This is a genomic window from Pararhizobium sp. IMCC21322 (assembly GCF_030758295.1).
Lineage (GTDB): Bacteria > Pseudomonadota > Alphaproteobacteria > Rhizobiales.
Map to the genome: position 1 here is coordinate 3,480,827 of NZ_CP132335.1, position 18,420 is coordinate 3,499,246.

The 18,420-nt window shown below is 52.8% G+C and carries 20 protein-coding genes; 12 read left to right on the forward strand and 8 right to left on the reverse strand.

Going from position 1 to position 18,420, the window contains the following annotated elements; translation table 11 throughout:
• Positions 1–18: 18 nt before the first annotated feature.
• The 5 genes from RAL91_RS16310 to RAL91_RS16330 all read right to left on the reverse strand — a co-directional run bounded on the left by RAL91_RS16310 (position 19) and on the right by RAL91_RS16330 (position 5,033).
• Positions 19–819, reverse strand: a complete 801-nt coding sequence (locus tag RAL91_RS16310; RefSeq protein ID WP_306257316.1) for an ABC transporter permease — start codon at positions 817–819, stop codon at positions 19–21.
• Positions 816–1,760 (reverse strand): ABC transporter permease, encoded by a 945-nt coding sequence (locus tag RAL91_RS16315; protein ID WP_306257317.1) that lies wholly within the window; start codon positions 1,758–1,760, stop codon positions 816–818. Before RAL91_RS16315 ends, RAL91_RS16310 begins: the two co-directional genes overlap by 4 nt.
• Before the next feature lie 73 nt (positions 1,761–1,833).
• On the reverse strand, positions 1,834–2,937 hold the full coding sequence (locus RAL91_RS16320; RefSeq protein ID WP_306257318.1) for an extracellular solute-binding protein: 1,104 nt from the start codon (positions 2,935–2,937) through the stop codon (positions 1,834–1,836).
• A gap of 48 nt (positions 2,938–2,985) precedes the next feature.
• Positions 2,986–4,053: an ABC transporter ATP-binding protein gene (locus tag RAL91_RS16325; RefSeq protein WP_306257319.1), complete on the reverse strand. Its 1,068-nt coding sequence runs from the start codon at positions 4,051–4,053 to the stop codon at positions 2,986–2,988.
• A 206-nt stretch (positions 4,054–4,259) separates the two neighbouring features.
• Positions 4,260–5,033, reverse strand: a complete 774-nt coding sequence (locus RAL91_RS16330) for an SDR family NAD(P)-dependent oxidoreductase (RefSeq protein ID WP_306257320.1) — start codon at positions 5,031–5,033, stop codon at positions 4,260–4,262.
• Between the two features lie 87 nt (positions 5,034–5,120).
• Between RAL91_RS16330 and hisC the strand changes: the two genes are divergently transcribed.
• Complete coding sequence (gene hisC, locus RAL91_RS16335; RefSeq protein WP_306257321.1) at positions 5,121–6,254, forward strand: histidinol-phosphate transaminase; 1,134 nt, start codon at positions 5,121–5,123, stop codon at positions 6,252–6,254.
• Here hisC and RAL91_RS16340 read toward each other — a convergent pair.
• Complete coding sequence (locus RAL91_RS16340; RefSeq protein ID WP_306257322.1) at positions 6,214–6,774, reverse strand: TetR/AcrR family transcriptional regulator; 561 nt, start codon at positions 6,772–6,774, stop codon at positions 6,214–6,216. The genes hisC and RAL91_RS16340 overlap by 41 nt on opposite strands.
• 123 nt (positions 6,775–6,897) lie before the next feature.
• Here RAL91_RS16340 and RAL91_RS16345 point away from each other — a divergent pair, with 123 nt between their 5' ends.
• Genes RAL91_RS16345 through RAL91_RS16355 form a run of 3 tightly spaced genes read left to right on the forward strand, consistent with a single transcriptional unit; the run spans position 6,898 to position 9,324 of the window.
• On the forward strand, positions 6,898–7,593 hold the full coding sequence (locus RAL91_RS16345) for a cupin domain-containing protein (RefSeq protein ID WP_306257323.1): 696 nt from the start codon (positions 6,898–6,900) through the stop codon (positions 7,591–7,593).
• Position 7,594: 1 nt separating this feature from the next.
• A complete protein-coding gene (locus RAL91_RS16350) occupies positions 7,595–8,278 on the forward strand; it encodes an SDR family NAD(P)-dependent oxidoreductase (RefSeq protein WP_306257324.1) in 684 nt (227 codons plus the stop codon).
• Positions 8,278–9,324 carry an NAD(P)/FAD-dependent oxidoreductase gene (locus tag RAL91_RS16355; RefSeq protein ID WP_306257325.1) on the forward strand — a complete coding sequence of 349 codons (1,047 nt, stop codon included), beginning with the start codon at positions 8,278–8,280 and terminating at the stop codon, positions 9,322–9,324. The genes RAL91_RS16350 and RAL91_RS16355 overlap by 1 nt, the downstream gene beginning before the upstream one ends.
• An 18-nt stretch (positions 9,325–9,342) precedes the next feature.
• Here RAL91_RS16355 and RAL91_RS16360 read toward each other — a convergent pair whose 3' ends face one another.
• Positions 9,343–9,630, reverse strand: a complete 288-nt coding sequence (locus tag RAL91_RS16360) for a hypothetical protein (RefSeq protein WP_306257326.1) — start codon at positions 9,628–9,630, stop codon at positions 9,343–9,345.
• Between the two features lie 241 nt (positions 9,631–9,871).
• On the opposite strand from RAL91_RS16360, the gene RAL91_RS16365 reads away from it, so the two are divergent.
• The 6 genes from RAL91_RS16365 (at position 9,872) to RAL91_RS16390 (ending at position 15,423) form a co-directional block, all read left to right on the forward strand.
• The gene (locus tag RAL91_RS16365) at positions 9,872–10,150 is read left to right on the forward strand and encodes a hypothetical protein (RefSeq protein ID WP_306257327.1); all 279 of its coding nucleotides are present in this window, start codon (positions 9,872–9,874) and stop codon (positions 10,148–10,150) included.
• Positions 10,147–10,641 carry a RimK/LysX family protein gene (locus RAL91_RS16370; protein WP_306257328.1) on the forward strand — a complete coding sequence of 165 codons (495 nt, stop codon included), beginning with the start codon at positions 10,147–10,149 and terminating at the stop codon, positions 10,639–10,641. The genes RAL91_RS16365 and RAL91_RS16370 overlap by 4 nt, the downstream gene beginning before the upstream one ends.
• Before the next feature lie 54 nt (positions 10,642–10,695).
• Complete coding sequence (rimK, locus tag RAL91_RS16375; RefSeq protein WP_306257329.1) at positions 10,696–11,601, forward strand: 30S ribosomal protein S6--L-glutamate ligase; 906 nt, start codon at positions 10,696–10,698, stop codon at positions 11,599–11,601.
• On the forward strand, positions 11,601–12,647 hold the full coding sequence (locus RAL91_RS16380) for a succinylglutamate desuccinylase/aspartoacylase family protein (protein ID WP_306257330.1): 1,047 nt from the start codon (positions 11,601–11,603) through the stop codon (positions 12,645–12,647). The genes rimK and RAL91_RS16380 overlap by 1 nt, the downstream gene beginning before the upstream one ends.
• A 246-nt stretch (positions 12,648–12,893) precedes the next feature.
• Entirely contained in the window at positions 12,894–13,901 is a 1,008-nt protein-coding gene (locus tag RAL91_RS16385) for a zinc transporter ZntB (RefSeq protein WP_306257331.1), read from the forward strand.
• 37 nt (positions 13,902–13,938) lie between these two features.
• Positions 13,939–15,423, forward strand: coding sequence for a mechanosensitive ion channel family protein (locus RAL91_RS16390; RefSeq protein WP_306257332.1), 1,485 nt, complete (start codon positions 13,939–13,941; stop codon positions 15,421–15,423).
• A 35-nt stretch (positions 15,424–15,458) separates the two neighbouring features.
• Here the strand turns inward: RAL91_RS16390 and RAL91_RS16395 are convergent, their stop codons facing one another.
• Entirely contained in the window at positions 15,459–16,481 is a 1,023-nt protein-coding gene (locus RAL91_RS16395) for a LacI family DNA-binding transcriptional regulator (protein ID WP_306257333.1), read from the reverse strand.
• A gap of 278 nt (positions 16,482–16,759) precedes the next feature.
• Here RAL91_RS16395 and RAL91_RS16400 point away from each other — a divergent pair, with 278 nt between their 5' ends.
• Positions 16,760–17,782 (forward strand): TRAP transporter substrate-binding protein, encoded by a 1,023-nt coding sequence (locus RAL91_RS16400; RefSeq protein WP_306257334.1) that lies wholly within the window; start codon positions 16,760–16,762, stop codon positions 17,780–17,782.
• A gap of 75 nt (positions 17,783–17,857) precedes the next feature.
• A complete protein-coding gene (locus tag RAL91_RS16405; protein ID WP_306257335.1) occupies positions 17,858–18,409 on the forward strand; it encodes a TRAP transporter small permease subunit in 552 nt (183 codons plus the stop codon).
• The last annotated feature ends 11 nt before the right edge of the window (positions 18,410–18,420 follow it).

Below are 18,420 nucleotides of genomic sequence, written 5' to 3' on the forward strand. Positions count from 1 at the left end.
CGAGCCCTGTCGGGCGGGTTATTTGGACTTCAGGAAAATTTCCAGGCCCACAAGCTTGTCGAGCGCGGCAATGGCAAGCATCGCGACGACAATGAACACCACGGATACGGCAGCCAGATCCGGAGTGATGATGGAGCGGATGGAATTGTAAATCTGAACCGGCAGCGTCACGATGCGTGCGTCAACCAGCAGCAGGCTCACCAAAAACTCATTCAACGACAGAATGAACATCAACAGCGATCCGGTAATGACACCCGGAGCCACAGCAGGCAGCGTTACCGAGAAAAAGGTCTGCACCGGCCCTGCCCCGCAACTCTGAGCCGCCAGCTCCAGATCCGGATCAAGACCGACAGCACTGGACGACACGGCCCAGATCATAAAGGGCAGATTAATGACGGCAGTCGCAATTCCAACGGGCCACAAACTGCCCAGAATTCCCGCATCCCCAAAGGCCAGCATCAAACCAATGCCCGACCCGATCAGCGGAATGGTGAAGGGCAGCAGCAGATAGACCTGAATGGCATTCGCACCCCTGATACGGAACTTGGACAGAGCGATACCGGCCAGCGTGCCGGTGGGCAATGACACGAGCACACAAATGGTGGCGACAATCAAAGACCGTCCAAACGCGTCCCGAAGGTTCTGCTCTCCAATGATAGCGGCGTACCATTTGAGAGAAAATCCATCCGGTGGAAACTGAATGATGTTTCCAGATGTGAATGAGGCACCCAGGACGACAAAGGTCGGTGCCGACAGGGTCAGCAATGTCAAAATGACCAGCGACCAATAAACGATTTGCTGAGAACGGGACCGTGTCATTTTCGCGATCCATCCAGTGCCAGCGTACCGGCACCAAAGACAGCGAATATGACGCCGACCAGGATAGACCCAAGCGCAATCAGCAGCAGAGCCAGTGTCGAGCCGAACCCTTGATCAGACGTGCGGAAAAACTGGTCATAAATGGCATTGGCAATGAAATCCTGCGTGCCACCTCCAAGAATGGCCGGCATGGCAAAGTCGGTCAGAGACAGCGTCAAAACCACGAGACCCGCGCCAATCAGACCGGGCTTTGCCATAGGCAAAACGATATGGGTCATCGTCTCGACCCAGCTTGCACCCAGCGAACCGGAGGCCGCTTCAATCTCTTCAGGAATGGCAGTCAGCGCTGGTGCCAGCATCAGCACTGCAAAGGGCAGCATGTACTGCACAAGGCCAAACAGAACAGCTGGATAGTTGAACAGAAGCCGCAAAGGCTCGACGCCAACAAGCCCCAACACATCATTCACGATGCCCTGATTGCCAAGGATGATCAGCCATCCATAGGCCCGGACAACCTGCCCAATGAAAAACGGCAGAAACAGTGCAATGAGAAGGAATTTGCGCACGAACGAACTGGGTGTACGGACCATGATGTAAGCATAGGGAAACGCCAGCATAAGCGTCACGATAGTGACAATCACCGCGCCCATCAAACTGCGCCAGACCACAGTGAAAATAAACGGTTCGGACAACGCACGTATATAATTATCAAGGGTCCAGTAGTCCGAAAACAGGAACGTGGATCTGTCCAGCGTCCGTAGCGAAGAATCCCCGATATAGAGCAGTCCCACAACCAGCGTCCCCACAAGGACAATGGCAGGTGTCAGCATCAGATAAGGCGTGAACTTGCCGCCGCCTTTTGGCCATACGGCCGCAAAGGCTGCCTCTAGGACATCCATGACACGCCATATAATCGGATATGAGGAAGGACTGCGTTGCATTTGGGTGCATGCTCTTTTTGGATAAAACCGGGCGGTCAAAACAACCGCCCGGAAACTCATTATTGCGGGGCTATCAGCCCTGCATGATGGTTTTGAATTTGGAGAACCATTCGCTCTCGTTTTCGACCTGTACCTGGCCGGAAACACGAATGAGACGCTCAAAGTCTTCGGGCTTTGTCGGATAGGCCGGATCGCCAGCCATGCCTGGAGGCGGTGTCAGGCCTGGTACAACACCTGGAAGACCAAGACCATCCAGCCAGATCTGCTGGGATTCTTTCGTAAGAGCGCTGTTGATATAGGCTTTTGACCAGTAGAGATCGCCTTCAGAGTGACCCTTTGGAATCCAAAGACCATCCGTGTCGAACTTCGCGCCCTCTTCCGGGACGGTCCAAGCGATATCAACGCCATTCTTTTTGGCACCCAGAGCATTGGTGGAAATGGTGCAAGCGGCATCAATTTCACCATTCTGGAACCAGGTTACAAAATCCGGATCTTCGCCAAGAAGCGGGTTCTGAGCTTTCATCTTGGTGATGAATTCCCAAGCCGGATCCATAGCATCAGGAATACCATCCAGACTTCCGCCACCAGCAACTTGTGCCGGGAAGTGGAAACCAATGCCATCATTGTAGAAAGCCAGACGACCCTTGAATTTTGGATCAAGCAAATCATGATAGGATTTTGGCGGGCCATCCGGGAACGCAGATGGACGATAGGCCAACACATAAACATAACCATATGTGTTCACGATCGGGTAGCCATCAACGCCAACAGGCTTGGCCAGATCAGTGGTTCCGGCAATGTTGGACAAATCCGACAAATCTTCACACACACCGCGCAAAGCGGATTTTGTTGCGTTTGTTGTTGTATCCCAATTGATGTGGATCGGTGGTGTCCGACCTTGAGCAACTGCCGCCCAGACTTTCGGCTGAATTTCATTGTCTTCGGTCAGATCGTGGATCACCCGAATGCCAGTTTCTGCGGTGAAGCGGTCTGAAACGCCGTTCTTCAGGGCTTCGACCCATGGGCCGCCCCATGCACGTACGATGATTTCAGACGGCTTATCCGGCTCTGCGGCACGAAGAATAGATGGTGCGGAGGCCACAAAAACACCGGCAGCACCAACGGTGGCTGTGGTCTTCAGCAGCTGCCTGCGATTGAATGTCTTGTCTATGGGCATATAAATACTCCCTGTTTCTGGTTCAGGCCCGACAGGTGTCAGAGGCCTTTAGGATGCGACAAAAATATGTAAGTCGCGGTTCATCCACCCGATGTGGACAGTCTCTCCAACATCGTGAGTAGCGAAGTCATTTTGATCATGATGAAAAATGCGCACGGGTTCATCTCCCAATTCCGGAACTGACAGCTCATAGAGCAGCCGTTCGCCTTCAAAGATTACGTCTTTTACGGTGCCCTGGAATGTAACGTCCAGCTTGCCAAGCGCATCCGGCGCTGCAGCAATTCGAATTTGCTCAGCGCGCACAGCGCAACGTATTTGTGTACCAGATACAGCAATATCAGAACTGCTGCGCAAAATGCCGGACAGGGTCAAATCACCAACACGAACCTCAGCGCCATCAGCGCTGGCCGACATCAGTTTCCCGTCAAAAAGATTGGTCACACCAATGAAATTGGCAACAAAGGGATTATGCGGGGTGCGGTACATCTGCGTTGGTGATGCATCCTGCTGGATTTCACCATTGTCCATCACAATGATCTGGTCTGAAACGACAAGGGCTTCGCGCTGATCATGGGTGACATTTATCGTTGTGACACCAAGTTCTTTCTGGATACGGCGGAATTCCAGTTGCATTTCCTCGCGCAGCTTGCGATCCAGCGCAGCCAAAGGCTCATCGAGCAACAAAAGGTCTGGTTCGAAAACCAAAGCACGCGCAATTGCCACCCGCTGTTGCTGCCCACCGGACAGCTCGTTCATACGCCGGTTTTCCAGGCCATCCAAACGTACAAGATTCAGGAATTCCAAAACCCGTGAGGGAATTTTTTTGGCATCAAATCGACGCATTTTCAGCGGAAATGCCACATTTTGCGCTGCCGTCATATGCGGAAACAGGGCAAGCTTTTGAAACACCATGCCAACCGAGCGTTTGTTGGGCGCAACGGCGTTGACTTCCTTGCCGTTTATGAAGATGTGACCTTTTGTCGGTTTCAAAAAGCCGGCGATCATGCGCAACAGCGTGGTTTTGCCAGAGCCTGAAGGCCCCAATATCGTTAGAAAACGACCATTTTCCAACTCAAAGTTCGCATCCTTGACGGCCATCAAGTCAGAAAACTGCATTGCGACACTGGATGCTGAAACTGCAGGAATTGGGGCCGGAACTGGATGTGTATTCACGTGAGAAAGGCCTTATGAACTGGTTCGTTTCTTTGGCATGACGACACCCGGTAATCTATATGTATATACATGAAAAGCGGGCCTTGCAGAAATGTCAAGTAAGGAGTGGTTATTTCCATATTTTTGCTATCCCCAATCGCGTCCAATTCCTAGATAGAGGCCAGATAGCCGCCGTCAATTCCAATGCATTGGCCCGTAACATAACCCGATGCATCGCTTGCCAGAAAAACCACGGCACCTTTCAGATCATTTGAATCACCAAAAGTTCCCAGCGGAATTTTCTCCAGCATGGCATTTTGCCAATCTTCATTCTGATAAAACTGATCCGTCAGTTCCGTGCGAAAATAACCGGGCGCAATGGCGTTGACCCGAATCCGATGTGCCGCCCATTCAGTTGAAAGCGCTCGCGTCATTCCCAGCAAACCGGATTTTGAAGACCCGTAGGGCACGGCTGTTGGCACGCCCACATAGGATGTCAAAGAGCAGACATTGATAATAGCGCCGCCGCGCCCTGTATCGACCATCATCCGGGCAGCGTTTCTGGCGCAGAAGAATGCCCCCTTCAAATTGGTATCAACCACCCTGTCCCAAACATCTTCCGAGACATCCAGAGACGGACAGACTTCTTCGTAGCCTGCATTGTTGACGAGGATATCCAGGCCACCGCTCAACTGCGCTGCCAGGTTGGACATTTGATCTGTCATACCCGACACATCACTGACATCCAGTACCAGAGGCACAGACGTGCCGCCTACCCGCTCAATTTCAGCGCTTGTGTCTTCCAAAGACGTCAGGTTTCTGGACGTAATAACAATTTTTGCTCCCGCCTCAGCCAGACCGACCGCGATTGACCGTCCAAGGCCCCGGCTTGCACCTGTAACCAGCGCCACCTTGCCTGAAAGATCAAAAATCGATTGTGCCATTTCAAGAAACCTTGTTGCGCATCATTTTATATGTCTATACATAATAATTCCAACATTCGCAACAAAATTGCAGATATTGAGGCCAGAATGAACCAGCTGGAAAAAATCCTTCGCCCGACACTCGCTCATATTCACCCCTATAATTCAGGGTTGGGCCTTGATGAAGTCAAGTCGAAATATGGTGTGACGGAAATCGCGAAACTGGCATCGAACGAGAACCCAGCCGGGCCTGCCCCTCAGGTCCTGTCTGGGCTGAAACTGGCTAGCTCTGATCTGTTTCTCTATCCTGATGCAAACTCGGTAAAATTGGCCACCACTCTGGCCGACTATCTGGATGTTGCGTCCGACAATCTGATCTTTGGAAACGGATCGGAAGAACTGATTTCCATCATTTGCCGCAGTGTCGTTCAGCCCGGTGATCGTGTCATCACACTCTATCCGTCATTCCCCCTCCATGAAGACTACGCAACACTGATGGGCGCGAAAGTGGAACGAATTAGCCTCACGGATGCGCTGGAAACCGATCTGAAGGCGCTTTTGGAAGCCGTAGCCAAGCCGGCAAAAATGCTCATTTTCGCAAATCCCATGAATCCGGTCGGGACATGGCTCAATCCACAACAGCTCAAAAAGGTCATAGCAACAAAGCATCCAGACACGTTGCTCGTGCTGGATGAGGCTTACTACGAGTATGCCATTGAAGGCGATTATGTCTCCGGACAGGCCTGCCTGATGCCGGGTGATCAAAACTGGATCATTCTCAGGACGTTTTCCAAAGCATGGGGACTGGCTGGCCTGCGGGTCGGTTTCGGGATTTGCGGATCAAAACAACTGCGTCAGGCCCTCGACCTGACCCGTACGCCCTTCAACATCAATGCAATTGCACAAATGGCCGCAACACTGGCGCTGCAGAATGATGGCCACATGAAAAGCTGCACAGCCGAAACGATCCGGCAGCGAAACCTCATGGCGCAGGAGTTGAGCTCGCGGGGTTACAGGATCGCCCCATCATTGGGGAATTTTGTTTTCTTTGACGTCAAGCGTCCATCCATGCCGGTGGCGGAAGATCTCATGAAACGCGGAACGATCATAAAGCCATGGAAACAGGAAGGATATGACACCTTCATCCGGGTTTCCATCGGATCAGAACAGGAAAACACCAAATTCCTGACCGATCTGGATGCTATTCTGCCGCCAGATCATAAGCCGCCTGTATCCGTGTGATTGTCGTTATCAGAGCGGCACGATCCGCCATCGCATTGGCCACAATCATCGCGCCCTCAAGCGCACCGACTATTTCGAGCGGATAAGGCACCTTGTCTGCCAATCCGTGGCGCACATTCAAGGCCGACAACCAGCGCACATTCATCTCAAAGAACCCACGGAGTCTGGCGTTTAATGTGTCCGGCAGACTGTTGGCTTCTGCGCTCAGAATTGCGCACAGACAGACAGATTTCCCCACCGAAAACGCGTTATCATAAAGGGCCAGAAACCTGGTCATTGCAGCACTTGGAACTGACATATCAATGGCATCAAGTTCAGCTTGAAACCGCACTGAATAGCGCTCTACCAACTGATTTCCCAGATCGGATTTCTGCGGAAAATGATAGTGAACGCTCGCGCTTTTCACGCCAACATCATTCGCAAGGTCGCGAAAACTGACGCTGTGAAACCCTCTTCCCCGCATGCGAGTTTCTGCGGCGTCCAGAATTCGGTCGCGCATGGGCAAAACATCACTATTCATATCAATTCCAATTTACCTATCTACTGATAGATAGAGGTTGACAGGCACACCAGTCAAGTCGTATCCGATCAAACGCCTGTGATTAGGCAGAGAACTTCATAGCCAACACCACGTGGAGAGAAAATGGACAAGAATTCAGATTTCAAAATCCGCGCTGTCGTTCATGCAGCAAATGAACCCTGGGTTCCCTCTCCAATGCCCGGCGTAGACCGGCGCATGCTCGACCGCATTGGCGATGAAGTGGCGCGGGCAACCTCAATCGTCCGCTATGCACCCGGCAGTGCATTTTCAGCCCACACACATACGGGCGGCGAAGAATATCTGGTTCTATCCGGCGTGTTTCAGGACGAGCATGGCGACTTTCCAGTTGGCAGTTATGTCCGCAACCCGCCCCAATCATCACACACGCCAAGTGCTGCGGAAGGCGCAACCATACTGGTGAAACTGTGGCAGTTTGATCTTGATGACCGAACCGCAGTAACACACCACACGGCGGATATGAGCCCTGAACCGGTATCAGGGCGGCCCGGTGTCAGCATCATTCCCCTGCACAAGGATGTCCGTGAAGCTGTTCGAATTGAAGTATGGGCCCCTGGCGCTGAAATCCAGATCCAGGCTCACACAGGGCTTGAAGTCTTTGTTCTGGAAGGCAGTTTCACCGAAGCAAATGAGTTGTTTGAAGTCGACTCATGGTTGCGGCTGCCGGCAGGTGAAGATTTTGCAGCTACAGCCGGGCCTGTCGGAACACGTGTCTGGATCAAATCCGACCACTTGGCCGGGCCCATAACCACTCCGATAGCTTCAAAGGAAAAAATCTGACATGGCGAGCAATGGTAAACTCGTACTGGTTGCTGGTGCTGGCAGCGGATTGGGAGACGCCTTGCTCCAGCGTTTTGCAGCCGGTGGCTATCACGCGGTGGGTCTGGCTCGCACAGAACGCATTGCACCTTCGGGGCATGTGATACAGAGCGTGGACCTGGCAGATCCCGAAGCTGTGCAGGCCATAGTCTCCCGATTGATTGCAGAGCATGGCGCACCGGCGACCGTCATTCACAACACGGCACATCTTGTGCGTGGGCCATTTCAGGAAACCGCACCAGACAGTTTCAAAGCGACCTGGAGCAATATGGTCCTCTCCGCAGTCGCACAGGCTCAGGCCGTTCTGCCAGCCATGCAGAAAGATGGCGGCGCTTTCCTTGTATCTGGCGCGACAGCCAGTCTGCGCGGCGGTTCGGGCTTCTCTGCTTTTGCTTCCGCCAAGTTTGCACTGCGCGGACTGACCCAGTCTTTGGCGCGCGAGTATCAGGCGGATGGCATACACATTGCCCACATCATTCTGGATGGCATCATAGACAGCGCCAGAAGTCGGGACCTGCACGATCTCGACCCTGCAAGAATGATGAAACCGGATCAATTGGCCGAAGCCTACTGGACCTTGGCACATCAACCAAAATCCGCTTGGACTCATGAACTGGATTTGCGCCCCATGAGTGAAAATTTCTGATGCAGACGAAAACACTGATTATCGGCGGTGGCCTTTCCGGCCTCGCTCTGGCGGATCGCCTTCACCGTGAAAATTCGGATTTTCGGCTGGTTGAAGCCTCAGACAGATTCGGTGGACGCATCAAATCCGCAATGATTGAAGGCGCCGCCTTTGATCTTGGCCCGGCGTGGTTCTGGCCCGGACAGCCACGCCTTCAATCTTTGATCGACAGGTTTGAGCTGAAGGTCTTTGAGCAACACGCTGAAGGCGAAAGCGTTGTCGAAACGGCAGACGGCAGAGTTCTGCGCGGCAAAGGTTACGCATCCATGCAGGGATCGCTGCGTCTGGCAGGCGGCCTTGGTTCGCTCATCACCGCACTTGTCAACGAACTCCCGGAAGATAAATGCCATCTGTCGGCACCTGTGACAGCCCTTACACACGCGAATGGCAAAGTGCGTGCCGACACGGGCATTGGTTCCATTTCCGCAGAGCATGTCGTGATCACGGCACCACCCCGGGTCGCAGAAGCGAGCATGATGTTCAGCCCTGCCCTTCCTGCAGGCGCCAAGAAGGCCCTACGGACCATTCCCACATGGATGGCCGGTCACGCCAAAATTCTTGCAATCTATGACACGCCGTTCTGGAGGCAAAACGGCCTCTCGGGCGATGCCATGAGCCAGCGCGGACCTCTTGTGGAAATCCACGACGCCTCAGCCACAGAAAACGGCGGATTTGCTTTATTCGGCTTTGTCGGGGTCCCGGCGGATAACCGCAGCAAGCTGGGCCAGTCACTGAAGCAGATGGCCGTGGCTCAACTGATTCGTCTGTTCAGCCCGGAGGCAGAACATCCATCTCAACTGATTTTGGAAGATTGGGCACAGAACAGCCTGATTTCCACGTCAGCAGATCATACAAATCTTGGTGCCCATCCGGTCTATGGCCGACCACCAGCCCTCACCGGCCTCTGGCAAGGAACGCTGTCCTTTGCCTCCACAGAAATGGCGGAAGGCTTTGGTGGATTTATGGAAGGAGCATTGGAAGCAGGCGAGAATTTGTCCCTACCCTGATCCTGATCCTGATCCTCATCAAAGTCCGCTTCCTGCAGAAAATTGTGGCACCTGTTGTCTCAATACATCGCTCACCGCATCATAAAATGCATCCTGCAACCACCACAGATAGCCATATTCGCCATTGCCTTTCGATGGAGCGGTAGCGTCTGCCATCCATCCTGAAGGCAGAACTGGCGTTCCATCCGCCAGTCGCCCATCATTCAGTGCAAACAGCCCGATGCGTCCATAATAACGTCCCGTTTGGTCACAGCAGGCGCATCCACCGTCTTGATCCGAACCTCGCAAGCCCAGCCTTGAATCCATCAAAGTCAGTCATCGCAGCGCAACAGCGCAGGCAAAGATGGCAATACTCTCACTATTCCACCCAAATAACCGACACAGAGGTTCCGTCAGAGCAAGTGCACGTCCATAATCCACTCTCCCTGTTGCGCTTTTAGTCGCGAGTCGAGCAACAAAGTGACTTCACGCTGACACGTTCAAACAGGGATAAAAAATATTATTTTATCTATAGACAAATAATATTTACCCTAATATGGTACGCCTTATGAAATACGAAGATGAATGGATATCAAAAACGGCTGATCGACTCTGCGCTCTCTACGACGAGGCGTTCGGTGGCAAAGTTTCTGGGAGATACAGAATCCCGGCAAAACTTCTGCGGGAATTGGCTGGAAAGCGGCGTCTTTATGAAGACGACATACTGATAATCAGCCGCGCGATGGTTGAACGCAGTTTCATACTCATCGATATGGATAGTTTTTTTGTCGTCATGAGCGCCAACACATTCGTGAACTATCGCCGCGCAAATGAGGATTTACTTTGACCAAAACTGGGACGCGGCAGGATCCGGATCCATCTGGAAAAACTGTCGGATGGCGCGAACTCGTTGGTCTGCCCGATTTGAACATCGAACGGCTGCGCGCAAAAATAGATAGTGGCGCCAGAACCTCTGCTATCCATGCTGAAAACCAGGAACGGTTTGATCGTGACGGCGTAAACTGGGTCCGCTTCAAATTGCCATCTCCAGATGGAAAGCACGTCCAGATACTTGAGGCACCTGTTTTTGATGAGCGGGAAATCAAGAACACCGGCGGCATGCCTGAATTGCGAATAATCATTCGAACAAACCTGTTGATTGGCACTCATCGCACGCGCATCGATGTGTCACTTGCGGACCGTAAAAACATGGGGTTTGATCTGATCCTCGGTCGTACGGCAATACGGCAACTGCGCCTGCTGATCCACCCGGGTCGGTCATTCCTCCTGGGCCCGCCAGTACCCAAATCAATAAAGAAATTCGCTGCAATCCAGTAGCAATTGGATGGCTTTAAGCCTGCCAATTTCAAGACTTCAACAAAGGAGAAGACTATGAAAATTGTGATGATGGCTAGAAACCCAAATCTCTATTCGCACAAACGATTGAAGGAAGCCGCTGAAACCCGTGGCCACACCCTCGATATCATCAACACGCTCCGATGCACCATGAACATCGCATCGCGCCGTCCTGACATCTACTATGAAGGACAAAAGCTCAGTGGCTACGATGCCGTTATTCCCCGCATCGGTGCTTCCGTGACATTCTACGGGCTTGCTGTCTTGCGTCAGTTCGAAATGGCCGGCGTGTACCCACTAAACGAGTCAGTCGCTATTGGACGCTCGCGTGACAAACTGCGCTCAACACAAATCCTGGCGCGTGAGGGTATCGGTCTTCCTGTTACGACCTTTGCACATGATCCGAAGCAAACCGAAGAAGTTCTGAAAATGGCTGGCGGCGCGCCTCTCGTCATCAAGCTGCTTGAAGGAACCCAGGGCCTTGGTGTTGTTTTGGCAGATACAGACCGCTCCGCGAAGTCGGTGATTGAGGCTTTCCGCAGCGCCAATGTGAACATTCTGGTTCAGGAGTTCATCAAGGAAGCCGGCGGAACAGATATTCGCGCCCTTGTGGTTGGTGGCAAAGTTGTCGCCGCAATGCAGCGCACAGGTGGAGAAGGAGAATTCCGATCAAACCTGCACCGTGGTGGCAGCGCAAAACAGATTAAGCTCTCTCCGGAAGAGCGATCTACCGCAATTCGTTCTGCAAAAGCCATGGGGCTCAATGTATGTGGCGTGGATATGCTTCGTGCAAACCATGGTCCGGTGGTTATGGAAGTAAACTCATCGCCAGGCCTGGAAGGTGTCGAAAATGCTACCGGCATCGACATTGCGGGTAAAATCATAGAGCTCCTGGAAAAACAGGCAAAGCCTGGAAAAACAAAAACCAAAGGTGAAGGTTGATGCCAGGTCGCGCGCCATTCGAAATTGGAAATTCCAAAATACCGGCTGGTGCGCGACAGACTGTTGATCTGCCTGTCAGTGTTCTATCCGATCACACACCGGTAACAATGTCCGTTCATGTTGTGCATGGAAGCCGACCCGGCCCCACACTGTTTGTGAGCGCTGCGGTGCATGGCGATGAAGTCATGGGCGTTGAGGTGGCCAGACGATTGTTGCGGCTCCCGCAGCTGGATAGAATTCGCGGCACACTGCTGGTCGTCCCGATTGTAAATGCCTTCGGATTCCTGAACCATTCGCGTTACCTGCCCGACCGTCGTGACCTGAACCGGTGCTTTCCAGGAAGCGAAAAAGGCTCACTTGCAAGCCGCCTCGCCCATCTGTTCATGCATGAAATTGTGAAACGCTCAGATGTCGGAATCGATTTGCATTCAGCTGCGATTCACCGCACCAACATGCCGCAAATACGTGTGTCCCCCTCCGCAAAAAATACAATGGAGCTGGCCGAAACCTTTGGCGCACCAGTGATCGTCACCTCTAGCCTGCGGGAAGGTTCCTTGCGCCAGAGTGCATCTGAAAGTGGCGTGGATGTCCTGCTTTATGAAGCGGGCGAAGGGCTGCGTTTCGATGAACTTTCTGCTCGGGTCGGCGTATCGGGTATTCTTCGTGTCATGCATGTACTTGGCATGGTTGGAGCCAAAGGTGTCCCCAAAGCATCTGGCACCCCTATTAAAGTCTCTTCAAGTTCGTGGGTTCGCGCACCAATTGGCGGTCTTCTGAGAGCATTCATACCGACCGGAGAGACAGTCGAAGTCGGTGATGTGCTTGGCGTTGTCGCTGATCCCTTTGGTGAAACAGAAACTGAAATTCAATCCCTTGTCAGTGGCATTGTGATTGGCCGCGCCAACCTGCCAATTGTGAATGAGGGAGATGCGCTGTTTCACATTGCGCGACCCGCAACAGTAAGCACAGACTCAGAGACGGCTGCCGCACATATCGATGCCGAACTCAATACGGATCCACTCTATGACGAGGATGAAATCATCTAGGTTTTCAAACTGCCGGGGACTGAGTAACACGACAGCAAAACGGTCTGCGTCTCATAAGATCTGACCATTCATGATGCGGCTGGCGGTGCGCTGTTTGCCATTGGTGTCGAGGCGACCAGCCTGAGGTCTGATGGCGAAATCAGCAATGTCCCTCATAAGCGCCCAGCATTCATCCTGGCTCAGCGGGCAAGTGCGGGCGCTAGAGGATTTGAAACCAAAAAATTGCAGCAGTGATTGGAGACGTGAATGAACACCCCAATTCAAGACACGACCGGGCCTGATGAGGATGATGGCCTTCTGTTTGCCTGCTGTTTGGGCGGTGACGGCACAGCACATCTCATTGGCTGGAAAGAAATTGACAGCTGGAAAGATGGTGACCCGACAATCTGGATGCATCTCGATCGAAATTCAGAGCGCGTACAAAACTGGCTGAATCACGAAAGCGGGCTTACGCCCCCAACCACTGACGCGCTGCTGGCGGAGGAAACCCGGCCACGCGTTTTCCATGGCAAGCGGGGCTTTATAACCATCTTGCGCGGGGTAAATACAAATCCGAATGCGGATGCCGAAGACATGGTAGCCATGCGGATGTGGTCAGATGGAAACCGCGTGATCACCATCCGCCAGGAGCGACTGATGACGCCCCGCGATGTGTTGTCTGAATTGCTTGAATTTGGGACCGGTCCCAAATCTGCAGGAGAGCTGTATGAACGGCTTATTCATCGCATAACGGAGCGTATGGCAGATGCGATCGAATCCTTTCAGGGAAAGCTGGATGAGATCGAGGACAATCTGGACTTCTCCCATGCCAATGTGCAGCGAAATCGACTGTCAGAATTGCGGCGCAAGACCGCAATATTAAGGCGCTATATTTCACCGCAAAAAGAGGCTTTGAGCACGCTTCTCGTTGAACCTCCGAGTTGGTTTTTGGAAGAAAGCCGAATGCGGCTCCGGGAAACGATTGATCGCCTGTTTCGCTACCTTGAAGAAATCGAAGCGGCCCGTGAAAGAGCGTCGGTGATAAGAGACGACATTGCCAATCAGATCGCAGAAGCCAGCAATAAAACGCTTTACGTTCTGGCGATAATTTCGGCGATTTTTCTGCCTCTTGCGTTCCTGACCGGGCTTCTGGGCATCAATATTGGCGGAATGCCGGGGGTCGAAAACGACAGTGCCTTCTGGATATTCTGCGGCGCTATGGTGATCCTTCTCGCAATTGAGTTGGTTATTTTCAAACGCCTGAAATGGCTTTGAGCCGTACAGTACCGACGACTAAGATTGGAAACCTGCCATGAACGACACAATACGTCTTGCTCAGACTGTGGAAACCCCTGCCGAAGCGCCAGTTGATACCGCCGCTGAGGGAGCTGTAGTTGAGGCCCCTGCTGCAGCTAACCCTGAAGCTCCGGAAACGGTTGAAGAAATGATTGAGGGCGTGTCAACAGGCGTTGAGCCAATGATGGAGTTCTTCCTCACCGGACTTCAAAGCCTTGCGAAGCAATTCTCATCAGACGAAGGATTGTTTCAACTCGGAGCCATAATTGGGCTGGGTTTGCTGACGTGGCTCATCACCCGACAGATTCGACCCGCCATTGCCAGGCAGTGGTCGATGACCGGTGATGAAGCGAGATTGGTCACAAACGCCAGAAATGTTGTTTTGAGGCTCCTGTTTGCAGCTCTTTGGGTTTTGACACTTTGGATATCAACATCCGTCTTCCAGTCATTGGGCATTGCATCCGACCTTATTCGAATAACTGCCAGCCTGGCGCAGACCTGGGTCTTAATCCGGCTGTTTTCGACTTTCGTGCACGATCCATTCTTGTCAAAAACCTTTACAATTGTGGCCTGGTTTATCGCTGCTTTGAACATCCTCCGGCTGCTCGATCCCACAATCGCACTTTTGGACAGCATGGCGCTGAACGTCGGCGACAGTCGCCTGTCCCTCTACATGATAATCAAGGGGTTATTGGCTCTCACGCTTCTGCTTTGGCTTGCGTCATTTGTATCCAAGCTTATTCAAACACGCATAAATCGTCAGGAAAATCTGACGCCATCGGCGCGAAGCCTGATCAGCCAGGCGGTTCGGATCACCTTCCTGTTTGCAGCCATTATGCTGGCCATGAACTCGATAGGCATCGACCTCACAGCATTTGCTGTGTTCTCGGGTGCCATTGGTATCGGTATTGGTTTCGGACTTCAGGCAATTTTCAGCAATCTGGTCGCCGGCATCATTTTGTTGCTCGAACGGAGCATCAAAGTCGGGGATTTTGTAGAACTTGAATCCGGAGTAACTGGTGAGGTTCGACAGATAAACACGCGCGCCACACGCATTACCACGAATGATAACGTGGATATCCTGGTTCCAAACTCTGAATTCATAAATAACCGGGTTACGAATTGGACCATGCATGACAATTTCAAACGCAGCCGCATTCCCTTTGGCGTTGCTTACGGCACAGACACAGATCTTGTCAGGAAAGCCGCCCTGGAAGCCGCAGAAACTGTTCCACATATGCTTCGGGTTGAGGGCGCCAAACCGCCGGAAGTCTGGCTGGTTTCCTTTGGGGAAAGCAGCCTCGATTTTGAGTTGGTGGTGTGGCTGCGTCCAGAGTCAGTGAAGCGGCCGGGCGCCGTCAATGCTGACTATAATTGGGCCCTGGAAAGAGCATTGAGTAAATATGGAATTGAAATCCCCTTCCCTCAACGGGATCTTCACATTCGGGGTGGACAGCTACCAGTGCAGCTTACGGACAATTCAACCTCCAAAACTCCATAAATTCAATCCGGGTCCAAGCCCTGAACCCACTTGGACTATTGAGAATCCATTGTCCGGGTTGTGCTCTCGCGGGTGATAATATCAAAACCCAAATCAACGACGGGCGTGGCTGGTTCGTCATCGTTCAGGGTCTGTAACAGCATGGTGCTGGCTTGGCGGCCCATTTCTTCGCGATAGGTTTTCACGCTTGTCACTGTTGGGTAAGCAGCCGCCATCATTTCAAGATCATTAAAGCCGCAAATGCCAATATGATTGGGCACTGCGATACCCCGCCGCTGACATTCAAACAAAGCGCCCAATGCAAGGTCATCATTATTGCACAGCACTGCGTCCGTATCAGGCGATTGCTCAAGCATCTGTGCCATTAACCGGCCACCAAGTGTCACGGTTGAAGGTTCCAGCGTGGTGACAACGCGGCTTGGATCATAAACGCCTGATTGGACCGCAATGTCCTCAAACCCAAGGCGCCGTCTTTGTGTGCGCGGGTCAATCCGCGCTGCCATAAAGCCCGGCCGCTTGTAGCCAGTGTCTAACAGGTGCTGTGTCGCCGCCTGCGCCGCTTCTCTGTGCGAAAACCCCACCATCATATCAATGGGCGTGTCGCCAAGTTCCATAATCTGCACCAACCTGCAAGGCGCATCCGCGAGCAATTGCCGCGTTACAGCCGTTTGATCAATGCCCGTGACAATCATTCCGGCCGGCCGCTGGCGCAGGAAAGTCCGGGTCACTGCCTCTTCCAATTCGGCCGAGTAGCGCGAATTGCCCAATTGCACCTGCCAGCGCGTACCTTCAATGATCGCATAGATGCCGCGCATGACATCTGCAAAAACATTGTTGGTCACAGATGGGATGATCACCGCTATGACATTGGTGCGACCGGCGGCCAGAGCCTGTGCATAGGGATCCGGCTGATAGCCTAACCGGTCCACGACTGCGGCGATCTGCTTGAGCGCTTTGGCCGATACCCGCTCAGGCTCGCGCAGCGCCCGCGACACGGTCATCGGGCTCACGCCAGCTTCGCGCGCCACATCGGCAATCGTGACCCCGGTTGATTTCATCTTTCCCCCAAACCAACCGGCTTATCCAACAACAATAAGCACAAAGTCAAATTTGCCTCTTGACAAATGATAGCGCTATCATTCTGTTGTGGGTGGGAGAAAAAATCAAGTCCATATCAGGGCGCTACTACGTTTTCGCGCATTCGCTGAAGACCGATGATGGTGCGCAAACTTTCCGCCAGACCGTGCATCGCGCGAGGTCTGGCAGGCCTGTGCAGCCCCAACTCAACGACGGGACTGCGAAACTGAAGTAACTACATGTAATGGAGGAAAACCGCATGTTAAAATCAATCTCAAAACTCGCCTTTGCCGGTCTTGTCGGCGCCGCGATGTCAGGATCTGTCAGCGCTCAGGAAATGACGCTCAAATTCCAGTCGTCTGATCCGGCAGGCAATCCCAACTTTATTCTGCAGCAGGGCTGGGCTGAAAGCGTGTCTGAAAAGACAGGCGGCAAAGTGGCCATTGAGTTGCTACCGGTTGAATCAATTGTGGCTCACAACGAAACGCAAGACGCTATCGCGGCAGGCATTTTGGACGGCCACATCACCGACACGTCCTATTTTGCCGGCAAGGACCCGGCCTTTGGCCTGATCGCCAATCCGGTGGGCGCATGGTCATCCCCGGATGAAATGTTCGCCTTTATGAATGACGGTGGCGGCAAGGAACTGATGAACGAATTGGTAGAGCCTTATGGCCTTCATTTCATCGGCGCAACAACACCGGGTCTGGAAGCTTTTGTTTCCAAAAAGCCACTTAACGGCGTTGACGATCTTAAAGGCCTTAAGATGCGTGCGCCGGAAGGTCTGGTTCAGCAGGTATTTGCAGCTGCTGGCGCAGCGCCGGTCAACCTGCCCGGCTCCGAAGTGTTCACATCACTCGATAAGGGCGTGATTGATGCGGCTGATTATTCCGTGTTCTCCACCAACCAGGCGCAAGGCATGCACGATGTAGCGCCAAATCCTGTCTATCCCGGTTTCCACTCCATGCCATTGGTCGAAATTTCAATGAACAAAGGCAAGTGGGATGGCCTGTCTGATGATGTGAAAGCCGCGCTGGAAGAAAGCGTACGCGAATTCTCACTAAGCCAGGTAGCAGCGCTTGCTGCCAGGGACCTGGAAGCTGTAGCTGCCGCCAAAGCGGGTGGCAAAGTTACCGTTTCCGATTGGCCTGCTGAAGAGCGTGCAAAATTCCGCACCATCGCCACCGGCGAATGGGCGAAAGTTGCCGAGCGCTCGGACAATGCACAAAAGGTCTATGACGTTCTGACCACATACCTCAAAGAAAACGGCCTGATGCAATAAGCATATACCAAACAGGAACCGGGCATATTGCCCGGTTCTTTGTGTTTAGGGGCCCGATTTTTTTGGGAGATTATCTTGTCAAAAACTGAAGAACCAGCGCACGTCACCGCCGACCCCGGCGCGATTGAACAAGCGGGCTGGCTGGGCCGCTGGATTGACCGTTTAGGCATTGTGTTTGCAATTGGCATTGTGCTGTCGATGCTCATTTTGATCAACGAGGTCATACTGCGTTACGTGTTCAACGCCCCTACAATCTGGGCGCATGAAACAACCATTTTCTTGTGCGGTGTGGCGTTCGTCTATGGCGGCCTGTATTGCACCGCGCGCAATCGCCACATCCGTGTCGTTCTTATTTATGACGCCATCCCGCCGCGCATCCGGCGCATCTTTGACATTGCCATTTCTATCATCTGTGCCGCGGCAAGTGCCATGTTTGCATGGGCCGCCTACACGATGGTTTTACGCGCGGCCTTCCGGCCCGACGGCAGTTTCAGGCTGGAGCGCACAGGCAGCGCCTGGGATCCTGTCTACCCCGGAGCCATCAAGATCTTTCTGCTGGTCGTTCTAACCGTGATGGCGGTCCAATTCATCATCCTTGCCTATAATTACGCAAAAGGTCGCACCTAGTGGAATTCTTC